Annotated in this window: 16 protein-coding genes; 8 read left to right on the top strand and 8 right to left on the bottom strand. The window is 59.9% G+C overall.

Translation table 11 applies throughout. The annotated features are described in order from the left end of the window. The first annotated feature begins 12 nt into the window (after positions 1 to 12). Positions 13 to 501 carry a gluconokinase gene (locus tag AC5I5B_RS12360; RefSeq protein WP_003507357.1) on the top strand — a complete coding sequence of 163 codons (489 nt, stop codon included), beginning with the start codon at positions 13 to 15 and terminating at the stop codon, positions 499 to 501. Here the strand turns inward: AC5I5B_RS12360 and AC5I5B_RS12355 are convergent. The 7 genes from AC5I5B_RS12355 to AC5I5B_RS12325 form a co-directional block, all read right to left on the bottom strand. Continuing rightward, positions 498 to 1,799, bottom strand: a complete 1,302-nt coding sequence (locus tag AC5I5B_RS12355) for an NAD(P)/FAD-dependent oxidoreductase (protein WP_003507355.1) — start codon at positions 1,797 to 1,799, stop codon at positions 498 to 500. The two genes, AC5I5B_RS12360 and AC5I5B_RS12355, sit on opposite strands and share 4 nt — an antisense overlap. A gap of 1 nt (position 1,800) precedes the next feature. After that, positions 1,801 to 3,162, bottom strand: a complete 1,362-nt coding sequence (locus AC5I5B_RS12350; protein ID WP_060727103.1) for a glutamine synthetase family protein — start codon at positions 3,160 to 3,162, stop codon at positions 1,801 to 1,803. A 172-nt stretch (positions 3,163 to 3,334) separates the two neighbouring features. Next, complete coding sequence (locus tag AC5I5B_RS12345; RefSeq protein WP_035213090.1) at positions 3,335 to 4,582, bottom strand: NAD(P)/FAD-dependent oxidoreductase; 1,248 nt, start codon at positions 4,580 to 4,582, stop codon at positions 3,335 to 3,337. Positions 4,583 to 4,683: 101 nt separating this feature from the next. Next, positions 4,684 to 6,324, bottom strand: a complete 1,641-nt coding sequence (locus AC5I5B_RS12340) for an ABC transporter ATP-binding protein (protein WP_099086170.1) — start codon at positions 6,322 to 6,324, stop codon at positions 4,684 to 4,686. A 5-nt stretch (positions 6,325 to 6,329) separates the two neighbouring features. Further along, positions 6,330 to 7,475 (bottom strand): ABC transporter permease, encoded by a 1,146-nt coding sequence (locus AC5I5B_RS12335; protein WP_003507348.1) that lies wholly within the window; start codon positions 7,473 to 7,475, stop codon positions 6,330 to 6,332. Continuing rightward, positions 7,475 to 8,569, bottom strand: a complete 1,095-nt coding sequence (locus AC5I5B_RS12330; protein WP_003507347.1) for a microcin C ABC transporter permease YejB — start codon at positions 8,567 to 8,569, stop codon at positions 7,475 to 7,477. Before AC5I5B_RS12330 ends, AC5I5B_RS12335 begins: the two co-directional genes overlap by 1 nt. A gap of 141 nt (positions 8,570 to 8,710) precedes the next feature. Next, complete coding sequence (locus AC5I5B_RS12325) at positions 8,711 to 10,555, bottom strand: extracellular solute-binding protein (protein WP_060722762.1); 1,845 nt, start codon at positions 10,553 to 10,555, stop codon at positions 8,711 to 8,713. A 205-nt stretch (positions 10,556 to 10,760) separates the two neighbouring features. Between AC5I5B_RS12325 and mepA the strand changes: the two genes are divergently transcribed. From mepA to dapB, 4 genes are all read left to right on the top strand, one after another. Then, entirely contained in the window at positions 10,761 to 11,822 is a 1,062-nt protein-coding gene (gene mepA, locus AC5I5B_RS12320) for a penicillin-insensitive murein endopeptidase (RefSeq protein ID WP_060722761.1), read from the top strand. 99 nt (positions 11,823 to 11,921) lie between these two features. Next, positions 11,922 to 12,305, top strand: coding sequence for a methylglyoxal synthase (locus AC5I5B_RS12315; protein ID WP_003507338.1), 384 nt, complete (start codon positions 11,922 to 11,924; stop codon positions 12,303 to 12,305). A 22-nt stretch (positions 12,306 to 12,327) separates the two neighbouring features. Beyond that, the gene (locus tag AC5I5B_RS12310) at positions 12,328 to 13,350 is read left to right on the top strand and encodes a glucokinase (protein ID WP_003507337.1); all 1,023 of its coding nucleotides are present in this window, start codon (positions 12,328 to 12,330) and stop codon (positions 13,348 to 13,350) included. Between the two features lie 125 nt (positions 13,351 to 13,475). Further along, complete coding sequence (dapB, locus tag AC5I5B_RS12305; protein ID WP_060722760.1) at positions 13,476 to 14,303, top strand: 4-hydroxy-tetrahydrodipicolinate reductase; 828 nt, start codon at positions 13,476 to 13,478, stop codon at positions 14,301 to 14,303. 21 nt (positions 14,304 to 14,324) lie between these two features. On the opposite strand, the gene phnF is transcribed toward dapB, so the two are convergent. After that, complete coding sequence (gene phnF, locus AC5I5B_RS12300; RefSeq protein WP_003507334.1) at positions 14,325 to 15,062, bottom strand: phosphonate metabolism transcriptional regulator PhnF; 738 nt, start codon at positions 15,060 to 15,062, stop codon at positions 14,325 to 14,327. A gap of 82 nt (positions 15,063 to 15,144) precedes the next feature. Here phnF and phnG point away from each other — a divergent pair, with 82 nt between their 5' ends. Genes phnG through AC5I5B_RS12285 form a run of 3 tightly spaced genes read left to right on the top strand, consistent with a single transcriptional unit; the run spans position 15,145 to position 17,325 of the window. Then, positions 15,145 to 15,606 (top strand): phosphonate C-P lyase system protein PhnG, encoded by a 462-nt coding sequence (gene phnG / locus AC5I5B_RS12295; RefSeq protein WP_035213085.1) that lies wholly within the window; start codon positions 15,145 to 15,147, stop codon positions 15,604 to 15,606. Then, on the top strand, positions 15,606 to 16,214 hold the full coding sequence (phnH, locus tag AC5I5B_RS12290) for a phosphonate C-P lyase system protein PhnH (RefSeq protein ID WP_003507330.1): 609 nt from the start codon (positions 15,606 to 15,608) through the stop codon (positions 16,212 to 16,214). The genes phnG and phnH overlap by 1 nt, the downstream gene beginning before the upstream one ends. A 1-nt stretch (position 16,215) precedes the next feature. Continuing rightward, the gene (locus AC5I5B_RS12285; RefSeq protein WP_131861316.1) at positions 16,216 to 17,325 is read left to right on the top strand and encodes a carbon-phosphorus lyase complex subunit; all 1,110 of its coding nucleotides are present in this window, start codon (positions 16,216 to 16,218) and stop codon (positions 17,323 to 17,325) included. The last annotated feature ends 62 nt before the right edge of the window (positions 17,326 to 17,387 follow it).

Raw genomic sequence — 17,387 nt, 5'->3', positions numbered from 1 at the left:
GCAATTGTCGTGATGGGAGTGAGCGGCTCTGGCAAGTCCACGGTCGCAGAGGAACTGGCGGAAAAACTGGGTATTGCCTTCATCGAGGGCGACAAGCTTCACCCTAAATCCAATGTCGATAAAATGTCCGAGGGTATTCCCCTGACTGACGAAGATCGCTGGCCCTGGCTCGATCTGATCGGCGCGGAACTGCGCAAGGGCAGCGAAAATAACGGTGTCGTCGTTTCCTGCTCGGCGCTCAAGAAAATCTATCGCGACCGGCTTCGCAAGGCTACCGGCGGCCCGCTTGCCTTCGTTTATCTGGATGGCAGCCTGGAACTTCTCAGCCGGCGCATGGGTGAACGCAAGGGCCATTTCATGCCGCTTTCGCTGCTGCAGACCCAGCTTGCCACGCTGGAAGTGCCGACTGGCGAACCGGGCGTCGTAACCGTCAGCATCGACACCACACCCGAGGATATTGCGAAGAACGCACTTTCCGGTTTGAAGGCGGTAACGTTCTAAAATCCGAGCCTGTCGCGCATGCCGTACCACCATGCACCAAGCACGGTCAGCGGCACGCGGAACGTCTTGCCGCCCGGGAACGGATAGTTCGGCAGCGAACTCCAGATATCGAAACGTTCAGCGTGACCGGCAACGGCCTCGCCCAATATCTTGCCAAGCAGATGCGTGGTCGTGACGCCATGGCCGCTGTCGCCATGCGAAAAATAGATATTGTCCGAGAGCCTGCCCATATGCGGGATGCGCGTCAGGGTCAGCGCGAAATTGCCGCTCCAGGCGAAGTCGATCTTCGTCTTTTCCAGTTGCGGGAAGGTCTTCAGCATGTTCGGCCGGATCACGCCCGTCAGATCGGCAGGGTCGCTGCCGCCATAACCGATGCCGCCGCCATAGAGCAGGCGATTATCCGAGGTGCGGCGGTAATAATCGAGAATGTAATTGGCATCCTCGACGCAATAATCGGCGGGCAGAAGCTCCTCAATCAGGTCGGCATCGAGCGGCTCCGTCGCCATGACCTGGCTTGAGACGGGCATCATCCGCTCGCCGATTTCCGGTAGCAATGTGCCGAGATAGGCATTGCCGCAGACGAGAACATATTTCGTCCTCACACTGCCCGTCGCGGTCCGCACGACGGGGTTCTCCCCCTGCTCTACCGCAATGACCCGCGAATTTTCGAATATCCGAGCACCGAGGCTTTCAGCCGCCGCCGCTTCCCCCTGCACCAGATTGAGCGGGTGGATGTGGCCACCGAGGCGGTCGATCATACCGCCGGCATAACGGTCCGTCTTCACATACTGGCCGACATCCGCCTTGGAGACCATTTCGAGCCCGCCATGGCCGTGTTTTTCCCAATGGGCCTTGTGAGCTTCCATTTCGCGGATCTGTTTCGGCGTAAAGGCGGCAAAGAAACCGCCATCGACGAGATCGCAGTCGATGGCGTATTTCGCGATGCGGCTGCGGATGATCGCGCCGCCTTCAAGCGACATTTCTCCGAGCTTCACCGCCTTTTCGTGCCCGTAACGGCCGGCGATGGTCTCGAGATCACGGCTATAGCCGTTGACGATCTGGCCGCCATTGCGACCCGAAGCGCCGAAGCCGACCCGCACACCTTCAAGAACGATGACGGAATAGCCGCGCTCACTGAGTTCAAGCGCTGCGGAAATGCCGGTGAAACCGCCGCCGATGACGCAGACATCCGCTTCCAGCGCGCCTTCAAGTGTCGGCCGCACGGATTTGACATTGGCGGAGGCCGCGTACCAGGAGGATGTGTGGCCGGGATTGGGAATGTTCGTTACCTCAGCCATCTCACACCGTCCTGATATAGGCGTCATATTCGACGTCGGTTACACGCAGGGAAAATTCGGAAAGCTCCTGCTGTTTGCAGGCGGAAAATAGCGTCCGGTACTTCTGGCCGAGCGTCGCATAGGCAAAGCTCGATCGCGTGAAGCGCTGCAATGCATAGTCCCAGTTGGTGGGCAGCGGCTCGTGGTTGATCGCGTGGCTGTCGCCGGCAATCGCGCCGCCGGGTTGGCGTTTCTCCTTCATGCCGGCAAGCGCGGCGCTCAGGATCATCGCGACAACGAGATAGGGATTGGTATCGGCACCGGCGACGCGATGTTCGATACGCGTCGCCGCCTTGCTGGCAACGATGACACGCACCGCCGCCGAGCGGTTGTCGATGCCCCAGGAGGCATAGGTTGGCGCATGTTCGCTGGGGGTCAGCCGGCGATAGGAATTGGCATGGGGCGCGAAGATCGCCATGCTTTCCCCCATGTTTTCCAAGAGGCCGCCAACCGAATGCATCAGCGCATCCGACGGGCCATTTTCCCCGGCGTAGATGTTCCTGCCGTCCCTATCGAGAACGGAAAAATGCACATGCATGCCGTTGCCGGCCTGCAAACCGTAAGGCTTGGCCATGAAGGTCGCGTCGAGATCGTGCCGGCGCGCCACGCCCTTGACGATGCGCTTCAGGAAAACGGCAAAATCGGCGGCCTGCAAGGCATCCGGCACATGGTTGAGATTGATTTCATATTGTCCGGGGCCGTTTTCGCGCAGCGTCGTATCGGCAAGAACGCCCTGCGCCCGGCAGGCTGTGGCAATGTCATGGAAGACATCCTCGAAATCCTGCAATTCGGAAATCGACAGAACCTGTGTCTGGCCCGTATGCCACCGGCCCTCGCGGCTATGCGGCGGACGGACCGGGTCAAGTGCAGAGCGGACGGGATCGATCAGGTAAAATTCGAGTTCGGTCGCCACGACCGGCGTGAGGCCGGCCTTTTTATAAGCGCTCAGAACCTGCGCCAGAACGTGCCGGGGATCGCCATAAAAACCGGTTCCATCCGGATTTTTCATCGCCAGCAGAACCTGTGCTGTCGGCCTGCCAAGCCATGTGACCCGCGACAGCGTGCCGGGAACGGGAAAGCAAAAACCATCGGGATCGCCCGTGCCCTCCGCAAGACCTGCGGCATGCACATCCCGCCCCCATATATCCAACGCATAAACGGAACGGGGGATAGCCATTCCCTTTTCAAGAACGTCGATTGCCCGTTCGCGCGGAATCCACTTGCCGCGCGGCACACCATTCGCGTCTATGACGAAAGCTTCAAGTATTTCGATATCGGGGTTATCGGCGAAAAATTTCTTTGCGTTTTCAATATCATCCATCATGCACCAGCAAGCCGTTTCCATCTCGTTTCATGCGCAGCGAAGGTCGCTAACGAAAATCGTCCTGCTGCTGATAGATGAGAAACCTCGCCACCATGATGACGTTTGCCCCTTTTCCCCTTTGCACTTGACCATGTTACGTGGCCTGTCCCCGGAAGGCCAGCGGATTTAGCTATCAGGGATTGAACCTTTCCGGGCGATAGGCGTCGATGGCGATAACAGGCGTTTCGCCCAGCATGGTTTCCGCCAGCACACGGCCGGTGATCGGCCCAAGCGTGAGGCCGTGATGGGCATGTCCGAAAGCAAACCACAATGTTTTATGACGCGGTGCCTTGCCGATGATCGGCATCATATCCGGCGTGCAGGGCCGCGCGCCCATCCACGGTTCCGCATCCAGCCTGCCGCCAAGAGGAAAGACGGTGCGCGCCACCCGTTCCGCCCGCTCGATCTGCACGGGAGATTTCGGTGCATCGCGCTCGGCAAATTCCGCACCCGTCGTCAGGCGGATACCCTTGCGCATCGGCGCAAGGAAATACCCACGCTCGGCATCGATCAGCCAGTTATTGAGCTTCGTGCCCTCCTGGGGCGCATAATGCATGTGATAGCCGCGCTTCACGCCAAGCGGGAAACGGTAACCCAGCCGTTCCGTGACGGTATCCGCCCAGGGACCGAGCGCCACGACGGCATGTTCGGCCTCGATTGCGCCGGTCTCGGTGCGCACCGTCCAGCCGCTTGTCGTTTGGCTGAGGGTGAAGGCATCGCCCCGGACAAAAGTTCCGCCGAGGCTTTCAAACAGTTTGACATAGGCAAGCGTCAGCGCGTGCGGATCAAGCACCGACCACGGGTCATCCCATTTCAGCCCGCCGACGAAATCCCGGCTGAGATGCGGTTCGGCCGCGGCCAGCTTTTCGGCATCGAGTTTGGTGTGGGATATGCCGTGCTCGCGCGAAAGACGCTCGGCAAAGGCATAATCAGCGTCCCGCCTTGCGGCGGTCCTATAGGCCTGCATCCAGCCATTTTTCACGATCAGATCGCCGGCCTTAGCCTCGTCGATCAGGATGCTGTGCTCGGAAACTGAATGTTCGATCAGCGGCGTATAGGCGCGAGCGATCGTGGCATGCCGCATGGCTGCGGAATTATACCAGTAACGGCCGAGGAAAGGCGCCATTCTTGGCAGGGCAGAGGGCCTATAACGGACATCGATCCTGTTGTTCAGCGAATAGCGCAGCAGCAGCGCAAGGTCGTGCGTGAAGCCATAAGGTACCACGCCCTCTCTCTGGATCAGCCCCGCATTACCGAAAGAGGTCTCTTCGCCCGGTCCGCGCCGGTCCACCAGCACTACCGATTTGCCCCTCCGGGCCAGTTGCAAAGCGACAGAGACCCCGATGATCCCCGCTCCCAAAACGACCACATCCGCTGCCATCGCAATCAATCCGTTTCCATGTCACGTTCATCGCAACATGGGTCGGCATTTTCCGCGAAGCAACAGAAAAATCATTGCCTTAATGGAAAATTCGACGCGCCTTACTGGCTGACCGCTTTCGTTTTCACCGCCTCGATATTGAAGGCCGCCGCCAGCAGCGCCTTGGTATAGTCCTGCTGCGGGTTGGCGAAAATATCCGCCGCCGGACCGCTCTCCACCACCTTGCCGTGGCGCATGACAATCAGGTCGTTGGCAAGCGCCTTCACCACCTTCAGATCGTGGCTGATGAAGAGATAAGCCAGCTCGTGCTTTGCCTGGAGATCGCGCAAGAGATCGACCACCTGCGCCTGCACACTCATGTCGAGCGCGGATGTCGGCTCATCCAGCATGACGAAACGGGGTTTAAGCACCATGGCGCGGGCAATGGCGATGCGCTGGCGCTGGCCTCCGGAAAACTCATGCGGATACCGCCAGCGGGTGGCCGGATCGAGGCCGACCTCTTCCAGCGCAGTGGCCACACGGGTATCGCGCTCGTCGGCCGAAAGAGATCGCTCATGCACTTTCAGGCCCTCGGCGACGATCTCGCCTACGGACATGCGCGGGCTGAGCGAACCGTAAGGGTCCTGAAACACCACCTGCAGCCGGTTTCTGAGCGGCTTCATCATTTCATAGGAATAGTGGTCGATCGACTGGCCGATGAAGCTGATACGTCCCTCAGACGCGATCAGCCGCGAGAGAGCCAAACCGAGCGTCGTCTTGCCCGAGCCGGATTCGCCCACCACGCCCACCGTCTGGCCTGCACGCAGGGTGATATCGATACCGTCGACCGCTTTCACATGGTCGACCACCCGACGCATCAGCCCCGCCTTGATCGGGAACCAGACCTTGATATCGTCGCCCTGCATGACCACGGGTTTGCTGGCGTCGGAAAGCGGCGGCTCACCCTTCGGTTCGGCAGCCAGAAGATGGCGGGTATAGGCGTGTTGCGGATCGGTAAACACCTGCTCCACCGTGCCGGTCTCGACGATCTTTCCCTTGGTCATGACGCAGACGCGGTCGGCAAATTTGCGGACGATACCGAGATCGTGGGTGATGAACAGCATGGACATGCCGTGATGCGTTTTCAGATCACCGAGCAGCTCGAGAATCTGGGCCTGAACCGTCACGTCAAGCGCCGTCGTGGGTTCATCGGCGATGAGCAGTTTCGGCCGGTTGGCAAGCGCCATGGCGATCATCACACGCTGCCGCTGGCCGCCGGACAATTCATGCGGATAGGCCTTCAGGCGCTTTTCCGGTTCGCGAATGCCCACTTGAAGCAACAGTTCCAGCGTACGCGCCCGCGCCTCCGCGCCCGTAATCGCCTGATGCAGCTCCAGAATCTCACCGATCTGCCGCTCGATGGTGTGGAGCGGGTTGAGCGAGGTCATCGGTTCCTGAAAGATCATGGTGATGTCGTTGCCGCGCACGGCGCGAAGCGCACGTTCCGGCAGGGTCAGCACATCCTTGCCGTCGAACAGGATTTTCCCCGAAGGATGGCTCGCTGCCGGATAGGGCAGCAATTTGAGGATGGAATTCGCCGTGACCGACTTACCGGAACCGGATTCGCCAACGAGGGCGACGACTTCGCCCGGCATCAGGTCGAAGGAGACCTGATCGACGGCGATGCTGGTCGCGCCGCCCTGATGGAAGGCGACGGAGAGATCACGGACAGAGAGAAGCGGCTGAATATTTGTTTCCGTCATGGCGATCACCGGAACGTCTTGCGTGGGTCGAAGGCGTCTCTAACCGCCTCGCCGACGAAGATAAGGAGGGAGAGCATGATGGACATGGTGAAGAAGGCGGTGAGACCAAGCCAGGGCGCCTGAAGATTGTTCTTGCCCTGCGCGATCATCTCGCCCAGCGACGGCGATCCCGGCGGCATGCCGAAGCCGAGGAAATCGAGTGAGGTCAATGTGGTGATCGAACCGGACAGGATGAAGGGCAGGAAGGTCAGCGTTGCCACCATGGCGTTGGGCAGAAGATGCCGGAACATGATCGTCCAGTTGCCGACGCCAAGGGCGCGGGCGGCGCGGACATATTCGAAGTTTCTGGCACGCAGGAATTCGGCCCGGACGATGCCGACGAAGCCAACCCATGAAAAGAGCAGCATGATGCCGAGCAGCACGAAGAAGCCCGGCGGCAGGATGGCCGCGATGATGAGCAGGATGTAAAGCACCGGCATTGACGACCAGATTTCGATGAAACGCTGCAGAAGCAGATCCGTCCAGCCGCCGAAGTAACCCTGAATGGCGCCGGCCGTGACCCCCACGAGGGCGGACGCGATGGTGAGCGTCAGGCCGAAAAGAACGGAAATACGGAAGCCATAGATCATCCGCGCCGTGACGTCGCGCGCCTGATTGTCCGTTCCAAGCCAGTTGAGATTGCCGAGCGTGCAGCCGGGATCGGCATTGCCCTGCGGATAGGCCGAGCACCGTTCCTTTTCATCCATCAGCCAGAAGGGCGCGGTGGGAGCGGAATGCGGAATATTGGAATTGACCGTCTGATAGGAATAACGGATCGGCGGCCAGATCATCCAGCCATTGGCGTTGATCTCATCCTGAATGAAGGAGGATTTGTAGTCGGTCTGGGCCAGGAACCCACCGAATTTTTCCTCCGGATAATCAACCATGACCGGCACCAGAATCTCACCCTTGTAGGAGGCGAGGACGGGTTTGTCATTGGCGATGAATTCCGCGATCAGGCTCAGGAAAAACAGGATCAGGAACAGCCAGAAGGACCAGTAACCGCGCCGGTTTGCCTTGAAATTCTGCCAACGGCGCTTGGTGGTTGGCGAAAACCACGGACGCTTCGGTTTCACCAGCGTTTCCGTTTCTGCGGTATGGGCAAGTGTCATCACACGTCCCTCCGCTCGAAGTCGATACGTGGATCGATCCATGTATAGATCAGGTCGGAAATCAGGCCGACCACGAGGCCCATCAGCGAGAAGATGAAGAGTGTGCCGAACACGATCGGGTAATCACGGTTGACCACCGAGAGATAACCGAGGCGGCCGAGGCCATCGAGCGAGAAGATGTTTTCGATCAGCAGCGAACCGGTGAAGAAGGCCGAGATGAAGGCGCCCGGGAAACCGGCGATCACGATCAGCATCGCGTTGCGGAAGACGTGGCCATAAAGAACCCTGCGTTCGCTAAGACCCTTGGCGCGGGCGGTGATGACATATTGCTTCTTGATCTCGTCAATGAAGGAATTCTTGGTCAGAAGCGTCGTCGTCGCAAAAGCCGAGAGCGACAGCGCGATCAGCGGCAGGGTCAGGTGCCAGAAATAGTCTATGATCTTCTGCCACCAGTTCAGCTGCGCGAAATTATCCGACACCAGACCACGCAGCGGGAACCAGTCGAAGAACGAGCCGCCGGCGAAGAGAACGATGAGAAGAATGCCGAACAGGAAGCTCGGCACCGCATAACCGATGATGATGATGCCTGATGTCCAGACATCGAAAGTCGAGCCATCGGAAACGGCCTTCTTGATGCCGAGCGGAATGGAGATGATGTAGGAAATGATCAGGATCCAGAAACCGAGCGACATCGACACCGGCAGCTTGTCGATGATGAGATCGATGACAGAGGAATTTCGGAAGAAGCTGTCGCCGAAATCGAAGCGGATGTAATTCCACATCATCTCAAGAAAGCGGGTGAGCGGCGGCTTGTCGAAACCGAACTGTTTCTCAAGCTTGGCGATCAGCTCCGGATCGAGCCCCTGCGCGCCGCGATATTTCGAGCCGCTTTCATCGAAACCGCCGGATTGGCCGAGAAGATCGCCGCCGCCGGAGAGACGGTCGGAAGCGCTGTCGCCCTGCCCCGTCAGCTGCGCGACGACCTGTTCCACCGGCCCGCCGGGCGCGAACTGGATGACGAGAAACGAAATGCCCATAATGCCGATAATGGTCGGGATCATCAGCGCCAGACGTCTGAGGATATAGGCGCCCATCAGCCCTTGCTCCCGGCCGATACGTCAGCGGTTTTCGTTTCTGTCAAACCCGGTCCTTTCCTGAAAGCGCTGCCTGCGCGCTTTAAGCGATTCGTCTCGCCCTATGTGAATCAAGCCTTTGCCGCGAAAGCAAGGCCGGCGTCAGTTTCCGGCCTGGCTGGACCACCATGCATCAGGAAAACCGACACCATATTCGGGCAGGTTTTCCGGGCGAATGAGCGTATTCCAGTAAGCGATGAACATCTCGCCGCGGTAGAATTGCGGTATGACGTAGCTGTTTGCCAGAAGCACCCGGTCGAGCGCCCGTGCCGCAGCCACCTGCTCATCCCGGTTGGGCGCGAATATGACCTTCCTGACCAACGCATCAACGGCCGGGTTCTTGATTCCGGCAATATTATTGGATCCCTGCCGATCGGCGGCGGCCGAGCCCCAGAAATCCGCCTGTTCGTTACCCGGGTTCGCCGAGGTCGCCCAGAGCTTGACGATCACGTCATAATCGAAACTGCGGGTGCGGTTGGTATATTGCGAGGCGTCGACCGTGCGGATCGTCGCGTTGATGCCGATCTTCTTCAGGTTCTGGACATAGGGCAGGATGGTTCTTTCCATGCCGGCGGAATCTATCAGAAACTCCATATCAAGCGGCTGTCCGCTCGCCGCATTGACCATGCGGTTGCCGCGCAGTTCGTAACCGGCCTCCTTCATCAGCTTGACCGCCTCGCGCAGATTGTCGCGCTGCTTGGCCGGATCACCGGCGACCGGGTTGCGATATTCTGTCGTGAAGACTTCCGGCGGAACCTGATCCTTCAGCTCCTGCAGAATTTCCAGCTCGCGACCGGTCGGCAGTCCGGAAGAGGCCAGTTCACTGCCCATGAAGAAGCTGTTGATGCGCTGGAATTGACCATAGGCCAGCGTCCGGTTCAGCTCCTCGAAATCGAAGGCGTAATTGAGCGCCTTGCGCAGTTTCGGGTTCTGGAACTTCTCCCTGCGCATGTTCGGCACGAAGGCCTGCATGATGCCGACGGAACGATAGATGTTCGGCAGCTCTTCCTTCTTGACGCGGCCCTCCTTGACGGCCGGAAAATCATAACCGGTGACCCAGCGGCTGGAGGAGGCTTCCTGCCGGAAATCGACGGTGCCGGACTTGAAGGCCTGAAAGTCCACATCCTGATCGGCAAAGAAGGTGTAGGCGATGGTTTTGAAATTATTCATCCCCACATTCACATTGACGTCCTTGCCCCAGTAGTCGTCGCGGCGTTCATAGGTGATTGTGGAGCCGGGAGAGACTGACGCAATCTTGTAGGGCCCCGAGCCCATGACCGGCTCGAGCGTGCCGCGCGAGATGTCGCGCGGCTTGCCGTCCGGACCGGCGGCCTCCCACCAGTGTTTGGGAACGATCAGCAATTGGCCGACGATCTGCGGCAATTCGCGATTGTTCTTTTCATCGAAAGTGAAGGTGATGTCCCTTTCGCCGCTCACCTCTGCCTTGGTGACATGGATGTAATAGGTCGCGAGCTGCGGGCTGAGGTCCTTCGCTTTTTCGAAGCTGAAGACGACATCCTCTGGCGTCACCGGCTTGCCATCAGCCCATTTGGCGTCCGCACGCAGCCGGAAGGTGGCCTTCGAAATATCGTCGGGATAGCTCACCCCCTCGGCCAGCAGGCCGTAGGAGGCAGACAGCTCCTCTTCCGTCGACTTCATCAATGTATCGAAAACCAGCGAAAGGCCCGTCGCCGCCTCACCCTTGGCGAGCAGCGGATTGAGCGTGTCGAAGGTGCCCGTCGTCGACAGACGAAGCGTGCCGCCTTTGGGTGCCTTGGTGTTCACATAGTCAAAATGATCGAAGCCATCGGGATGTTTCAGTTCCCCGACCGTCGAAATCCCCTTTCGCCATACATCGGCCGATTGTGCGGAGGCCGTCGCCGGTATCAGCAAGGCGGATGCCGCAAGGGCAATGAGGAGACGGGATTTCAGTGGTGCCAATATCATTGGGGGAATGTCCCTGTTTTCGTGTTTGTTGGAGAGAGCATAAAACAAAGATTGGCAAAAAACAGATGCACCGGCTCACAAGCTCTTTATCGGCGCCTTTATCTTCCCGGTTTGCGAGATGCGGGGCGAAACATGGTTTCAACAAAATCCCGTTCCAGTTTATCCTGAGGGGAAGAGAATCATCTGATCGGACGGGCACGACTATATGACGGCGGGATCATCGAGAGTTTTCAAGGCGGCCATGCTGGCGATTTCGGTCGTCTCCGCACTGCAGTTGCAGATGGAAACCGCATCGGCCGAGGACAGGCCCGCAAAAGAAGTGTTCGGCCATATGGCGCTGCCTTCCGCCACGGGCTCGCAGCCGATCGGCTCCTATGCCAAGGGCTGCCAGTCCGGCGCCATCGCCATGCCGACTGATGGTCCCGGCTGGCAGGCCATGCGCCTTTCCCGCAACCGGCGCTGGGGCCAACCACAGCTTATTTCTTTCCTCGAGCAATTTTCGCAGGACGCACAGAAGATCGGCTGGCCGGGATTGCTGCTCGGCGACATTTCCCAGCCGCGTGGCGGCCCGATGCTGACAGGCCATGCGTCGCACCAGATCGGCCTCGATGTCGATGTGTGGTGGCGACCCATGCCCACCCCCCGGCTGACCGTGGAGCAGCGCGAAACGGTGCCTTTCGTTTCCATGCTGGACAAGAGCAAGTTCCTGACGGTCGATGACCGCAAATGGTCGCCGCTCAATGCCCGGCTGGTGATGATGGCGGCAAGCTATCCGCAGGTGGAGCGCGTCTTCGTCAACCCGGCCATCAAGCAGAAACTCTGCCAGACCTGGACCGGCGACCGCACCTTCATGGGCAAGATCAGGCCGATCTATGGTCATGACGAGCATTTCCACATCCGCCTCGAATGCCCGCCCGGCGCGCCCAATTGCAAACCGCAGGCGGCCGTGGGCAAAGGTGACGGCTGCGACAAGTCGCTTGCCTGGTGGTTCAGCAAGGAACCATGGGCGCCGCCGAAAAAGGACCCCAATGCCAAGCCGGTGAAACCGCGTCCGGTCATGGTCTCCGACCTGCCTTCCGCCTGCGCTGCCGTGGCTGCGGCCCCTTCCGCCAACCGCCAGGGCATTGCCGCCCAGGCCTATTCTCCAGCGCCGGTTCAGGCCCCGGCCGCGCGCCAGCAAAGCGTGGAACAGGTCATTCAGGCCGCCCCCGCCCTGCAGCCGCCTTCGGATATTCCGCTTCCGACCCAGCGTCCGACATTGAACTGAAACAGAAATGAGGCATTCAACAGCTTCCCTTTTCAAATGGCGGCAAGCTGTTATAGAAGGCTTCAAATCGATTTAATTCTTTGAGGACAGGCTGGGACCATGGAAGGACAACGCTGTATCGCGCTCATCGCTCACGACGAGAAAAAGGACGATATGGCGGATTTCGCCCGTCATCACCAGAAGGCGCTTGCCGGTTTCAGGATCGTCGCCACCGGCACAACCGGCGGGCGGGTACAGGAAGCCTGTCCCGGACTTGAAGTCACTCGCCTCAAAAGCGGCCCCCTCGGCGGTGACCAGCAGATCGGCGCGATGATCGCGACAGGCGAAGTCGACATGCTGATCTTCTTCACCGATCCGCTGACAGCCATGCCGCACGATGTTGACGTGAAGGCGCTGACCCGGCTTGCCACGGTCTATGACATTCCCATGGCGCTCAACCGCGCCACCGCAGAAAACCTCATCGACTTCCACGTCGCCAATTGACACTCCGACAATGGAACAGGCAATGCCGAAGACGTCCGATACCGAATATCTGTCCTTTCCGATCCTTCTTGGCGACATCGGCGGTACCAACGCCCGCTTTTCCATTCTGATCGATTCCTTTGCGGAACCGGTGCACCTCACCACCGTGAAGACGGCGGAATATCCGACGATCGACGACGCCATCCAGCAGGCGGTTCTGGACAAGACCTCGCTTCAGCCGGTCTCGACCATTCTTGCGATTGCCGGCCCGATCGAAGGTGACGAGATTCCGCTCACCAACTGCCATTGGGTTGTCAAACCGAAGGACATGCTGGCCAATCTCGGCCTGAAGGACGTCATCGTCATCAATGACTTTGAAGCGCAGGCTCTCGCGATTGCAGCACTGGACGACGATAACCGCGACGCCATCGGCTCCGGCAAAAAAGATGTGCTGGCTTCGCGCGTCGTTCTTGGGCCAGGCACAGGGCTTGGTGTTGCCGGACTGGTTTATGCCCGCCATATGTGGTTTCCGGTGCCTGGCGAAGGCGGGCATATCGATATCGGCCCGAGAAGCGCGCGCGACTATGCGGTTTTCCCGCATATCGAAACCATCGAAGGCCGCGTCGCCGGCGAACAGATCCTCTGCGGGCGTGGGCTGGTCAATCTTTACCGTGCCGTCTGCAAAGCCGATGGCATCGAACCCGTCTTTTCCGATCCGGCCGACATCACCTCGCACGGGCTTTCGGGCAAGAACCCGCAGGCTAAAGAAACACTTTCGCTGTTCAGCACCTATCTCGGCCGGGTGGCAGGCGATCTCGCGCTGATCTTCATGGCCAAGGGCGGCGTCTATCTGGCCGGCGGCATTTCGCAGAAGATCGTTCCGGCGCTGAAAAGCCCGGAGTTCCGGGCCGCCTTCGAGGACAAGGCGCCGCACAGCGCGCTGATGCGGACCATCCCGACCTTCGTCGTCACCCATCCGCAGGCCGCCCTTTCCGGTCTCGCCACCTATTCAAGAACGCCATCCGATTTCGGCCTGTCGCTGGACGGGCGACGCTGGAGAGCCTGATCGCTCGGGCTGTTCTTATGTGATGCTTGCGAAGCGGGCGGACGGTCTTTAACGTCGCTGCGTAAACATCCAACATCCGATACCGGCGGGTTCCGATCCGCCCGACATGAAAAGTGAGTGACAGCATGGGCAGCAGCGGCATGAAACTTGTGGTGGTCGGCGCGGCGGGCCGCATGGGACAGGCGCTCATCCGCCTCATTCACCAGACCCCTGGCGTTCAGCTGCATGCCGCCGTCGCACGCGAAGGCTCCGCTTTTGTCGGCCGCGACGCCGGTGAGATCGCCGGTCTTGGCCCGATCGGCGTCGAGATCACCAGCGATCCTTTGCAAGCCTTCCTGCATGCGGAAGGGGTGATTGATTTCACCTCTCCGGCAACCAGCGTCACCTTTGCGGGCCTCGCCGCGCAGGCTCGCATCGTGCACGTCATCGGAACCACGGGCTGTTCATCGGAAGATGAGGAAAAATTCAAGGCGGCGTCGCGCCATGCCCGCATCGTCAAGTCGGGCAATATGAGCCTCGGCGTCAACCTGCTCAGCGTTTTGACGCAGCAGGCGGCGCAGGCGCTGGATGCGCAGAACTGGGATATCGAAATCCTTGAAATGCACCACAAGCACAAGGTGGATGCGCCTTCGGGTACTGCATTGCTGCTCGGCGAAGCAGCAGCGGCCGGTCGCAAGGTTGATCTCGCGGCCTCTTCCGTTCGCGTGCGCGACGGGCATACAGGCGCGCGTGAGACCGGCACCATCGGTTTCGCCACGCTGCGCGGCGGTTCCGTAATTGGCGAACATTCGGTGATCTTCGCCGGAGAGGGAGAGCGCGTGGAGCTTTCCCATTATGCCGGCGACCGCTCCATCTTCGCACGCGGGGCAATTGTGGCAGCGCTCTGGGCCTTCGACAAGAAGCCGGGCTTCTATTCGATGCTCGATGTGCTGGGCCTATCGCAGACGGAATAAGCTTCCGCCGCGGCTTTCACCTCAATTTTCCACCGTGAATTCGACCGTATCGGCCGAAAAACGGCTGATGGCGTATTGCACCGGCACGCCATCCATATCGGCGTTCAGCGCCTGGGTGACGAGCAGGATCGCGCCCGGCGACAATTCGAGATCGGCCAGATCCTGCGTATCCGCATGGCTGGCGGAGATGACGGTGGAAATGCGCACGTAATCCGCCACGCCGAGCATCTGGAAAGCGGCCGTGATCGAGCCGCTTTTCTGATAGGCCTCGCCTATTCCGGCAAAACGGTCGGCCGGGAACCATGTGGTCGAGCGGGATACAGGGCGGTTATCCGCCTTGCGCAGCGTTTCGAGGCGCACGAGAGGCGCGCCTGATGGCACTTGCAGTCGCGCCGCCAGATCGGCATTGGCCGGCTCGGTGGTATGGGACAGAAGCAGCGCCTCCATTTCCTTCACCTGATCGCCAATGCCCTCCGTAAATCGCGTGCGCCGTGAAATCGGAAAACTCAGGCGCTCCTTGCGGGCGATCATCGTGCCACGCCCCTGCATTGGCTCGAGAATGCCTTCACTGGCCAATGCGGCAATGGCGCTTCTCACAGTATGGCGGTTGACGCCGAATTTTTCAGCCAGCGCCATTTCCGGCGGCAACATGCCGGTTTCGTCGTGATCGCCTGCCGCGATCTCGCCTCTGATCCGGTCGGCGATCTGCCGCCAGAGCGCCACGCCGTTCTTTCTTTTCATCGCTGCCGCAGGGCTCATGTCACACGCTTGTCATTCATCGACGTTAATTGTAGCTTATATTGTATAGTTGTCTATATCAATAGACATTAGAGGTCAAGCGATGAATAACGAAGCTGCGAATATACATGCGGAGAGAAAGCGAGTGGCGGCCCTTCTTGCCCGCGCCACCGTTCAGGAACTCGAAACGGTGTGGAGCCGGCAGGACGCCAGCCCCCAGACGGAAAATGTGCGCGGACCGGAAACCGGCCTCGTCATGGTCAAGGGCCGTATCGGCGGCGGCGGGGCACCTTTTAATCTCGGCGAAACCACCGTTACCCGGGCAACGATCAAGCTCGCATCCGGCACCGTCGGCCATGCCCATGTTCTCGGCACCGGCCGCAAGAAGGCCTGGTATGCCGCCGTTTTCGACGCCCTCTGGCAGGAAAGCCCGACGCGGGACTTTATCGAGACCGAGCTTCTTTCCCCGGTCGAAAAAAGGCTGACCGCGGAAAAACAGCGCACGACCAAGGAAACTGCCGCCACCCGGGTCGATTTCTTCACCATGGTTCGAGGAGAGGATTGATGAGCGTCAAGGCCGAAGCACTGACCGGCGGTTTTTCTGACACCGTCTTCGATTCCCAACGGATTTTCAAAAAGCTGATGGACGGCATGGCCCGTCCGGGCACACCGCAGACCATCGAAACGGCGGTCGCCCCGCCGCTACCGCTTGGCGTTGCAACAGGCGCGGTTCTGCTGGCGCTTTGCGACCATGATACGCCGGTCTGGCTGAGCGGCCCGCTGCGCAAAACCGCGGTGCCGGGCTGGATCGGATTTCACACCGGGGCAGTGGCAACGGAAGAAAAAAGCGCGGCACATTTCGCCGTCATCGAGGCGGGAAGCGCCATTGCCTCCTTCGGCCTCTTCGCCCAGGGCAGCCAGGAATATCCCGACCGCTCCACAACGCTTATCGTCGAGTTGCCTGATCTGGACGGTGGACGGGAACTGCTGCTCTCTGGCCCCGGCATTCGCCACGTCAACATCATCAGCCCCACCGGCCTGCCGGACATATTCCCGAGGCTGTGGGCGGAAAACAATGCCGCTTTCCCGCGCGGCGTCGACGTCATCCTGACATCCGCCGACCGATTTGTCTGCCTGCCGCGCACGACGCGCATCAAACCCGTGGAGGCATAAGATGTATGTTGCTGTCAAAGGCGGAGAGACCGCCATCGCCAACGCCCACCGGCTTCTGGCCGACAAGCGGCGCGGAGACCGCGACCTGCCCGCGATGACCGTTACGCAGATCGTTTCGCAGCTTTCGCTCGCCGTCGACCGTGTAATGGCGGAAGCGTCCCTTTATGATCAGTCGCTTGCGGCGCTTGCCGTCAAGCAGGCCCGCGGCGACATGATCGAAGCCATCTTCCTGCTGCGCGCCTACCGCACCACGCTGCCGCGTTTCGGTTATTCGGTTCCGGTGGACACCGCCGGCATGACGGTCCAGCGCCGCGTTTCCGCAACCTACAAGGATTTGCCCGGCGGACAATTGCTGGGGCCGACCTTCGATTATACCCATCGCCTGCTTGACCCCACTCTTTTGGAAGACGAAGCCGTCAAGACCGCCACCCAGCGGGAAGGCGAGCCTGATTATGTCATGCGCGTTTCCGACATTCTGGCCGAGGAGGGGCTGATCGAAAGCGACGGCGATATGCCTGATGATCATATTGCCGGCGACCTGACGCGGGAGCCGATGGAATTTCCGATGGCGCGTGACCTGCGTCTGCAGTCGCTGGCGCGCGGTGATGAGGGCTTCCTTCTCGCACTCGCCTATTCGACGCAACGCGGTTACGGCCGCACGCATCCCTTCGTCGGCGAAATCCGCATCGGCGAGGTGGAGATCGAACTGGACGTGCCGGAACTCGGCTTCTCCGTTTCGCTCGGCGACATCCAGGTCACCGAATGCCAGATGGTGAACCAGTTCAAGGGCTCGGCTAAGGCGCCGCCGCAATTCACCCGCGGTTACGGTCTGGTGTTTGGCCAGAGCGAGCGCAAGGCAATGGCCATGTCGCTGGTCGACCGGGCGCTGCGTGCGGGCGAATTCGGCGAGGATGTTGTCGCCCCCGCGCAGGACGAGGAATTTGTCATCTCACATGCCGACAACGTGCAGGCGACAGGCTTCGTCGAACATCTGAAATTGCCGCACTACGTGGATTTTCAGGCCGAACTCGGTCTGGTCAGGAAAATGCGTGCCGATTTCGAGGCGATCAACGCCGATGGCGCGGAGTGGATGGGCGATGCGGCCGAATAGCTCAGCGGCTGCCCTGCTCACCAAACCAAAGGGCGCAAAAGACGGTCGATGCTGCAAAGACA

Source organism: Agrobacterium sp., from assembly GCF_059499945.1.
Note: the sequence above shows the minus strand (reverse complement) of the source record. Positions and strands in the feature narration are given on the sequence as shown.

What these genes read in the sequence shown, in the direction of transcription:
- phnH (WP_003507330.1), top strand. Translation starts at nt 15,606, where the DNA reads ATGAGCGTCAAGGCCGAAGCACTGACCGGCGGTTTTTCTGACACCGTC.
- phnF (WP_003507334.1), bottom strand. Translation starts at nt 15,062, where the DNA reads ATGAGCCCTGCGGCAGCGATGAAAAGAAAGAACGGCGTGGCGCTCTGG.
- AC5I5B_RS12335 (WP_003507348.1), bottom strand. Translation starts at nt 7,475, where the DNA reads ATGACACTTGCCCATACCGCAGAAACGGAAACGCTGGTGAAACCGAAG.
- AC5I5B_RS12340 (WP_099086170.1), bottom strand. Translation starts at nt 6,324, where the DNA reads ATGACGGAAACAAATATTCAGCCGCTTCTCTCTGTCCGTGATCTCTCC.
- phnG (WP_035213085.1), top strand. Translation starts at nt 15,145, where the DNA reads ATGAATAACGAAGCTGCGAATATACATGCGGAGAGAAAGCGAGTGGCG.
- AC5I5B_RS12330 (WP_003507347.1), bottom strand. Translation starts at nt 8,569, where the DNA reads ATGGGCGCCTATATCCTCAGACGTCTGGCGCTGATGATCCCGACCATT.
- AC5I5B_RS12345 (WP_035213090.1), bottom strand. Translation starts at nt 4,582, where the DNA reads ATGGCAGCGGATGTGGTCGTTTTGGGAGCGGGGATCATCGGGGTCTCT.
- dapB (WP_060722760.1), top strand. Translation starts at nt 13,476, where the DNA reads ATGGGCAGCAGCGGCATGAAACTTGTGGTGGTCGGCGCGGCGGGCCGC.
- AC5I5B_RS12360 (WP_003507357.1), top strand. Translation starts at nt 13, where the DNA reads ATGGGAGTGAGCGGCTCTGGCAAGTCCACGGTCGCAGAGGAACTGGCG.
- AC5I5B_RS12310 (WP_003507337.1), top strand. Translation starts at nt 12,328, where the DNA reads ATGCCGAAGACGTCCGATACCGAATATCTGTCCTTTCCGATCCTTCTT.
- AC5I5B_RS12325 (WP_060722762.1), bottom strand. Translation starts at nt 10,555, where the DNA reads ATGATATTGGCACCACTGAAATCCCGTCTCCTCATTGCCCTTGCGGCA.
- AC5I5B_RS12350 (WP_060727103.1), bottom strand. Translation starts at nt 3,162, where the DNA reads ATGATGGATGATATTGAAAACGCAAAGAAATTTTTCGCCGATAACCCC.
- mepA (WP_060722761.1), top strand. Translation starts at nt 10,761, where the DNA reads ATGACGGCGGGATCATCGAGAGTTTTCAAGGCGGCCATGCTGGCGATT.
- AC5I5B_RS12355 (WP_003507355.1), bottom strand. Translation starts at nt 1,799, where the DNA reads ATGGCTGAGGTAACGAACATTCCCAATCCCGGCCACACATCCTCCTGG.
- AC5I5B_RS12285 (WP_131861316.1), top strand. Translation starts at nt 16,216, where the DNA reads ATGTATGTTGCTGTCAAAGGCGGAGAGACCGCCATCGCCAACGCCCAC.
- AC5I5B_RS12315 (WP_003507338.1), top strand. Translation starts at nt 11,922, where the DNA reads ATGGAAGGACAACGCTGTATCGCGCTCATCGCTCACGACGAGAAAAAG.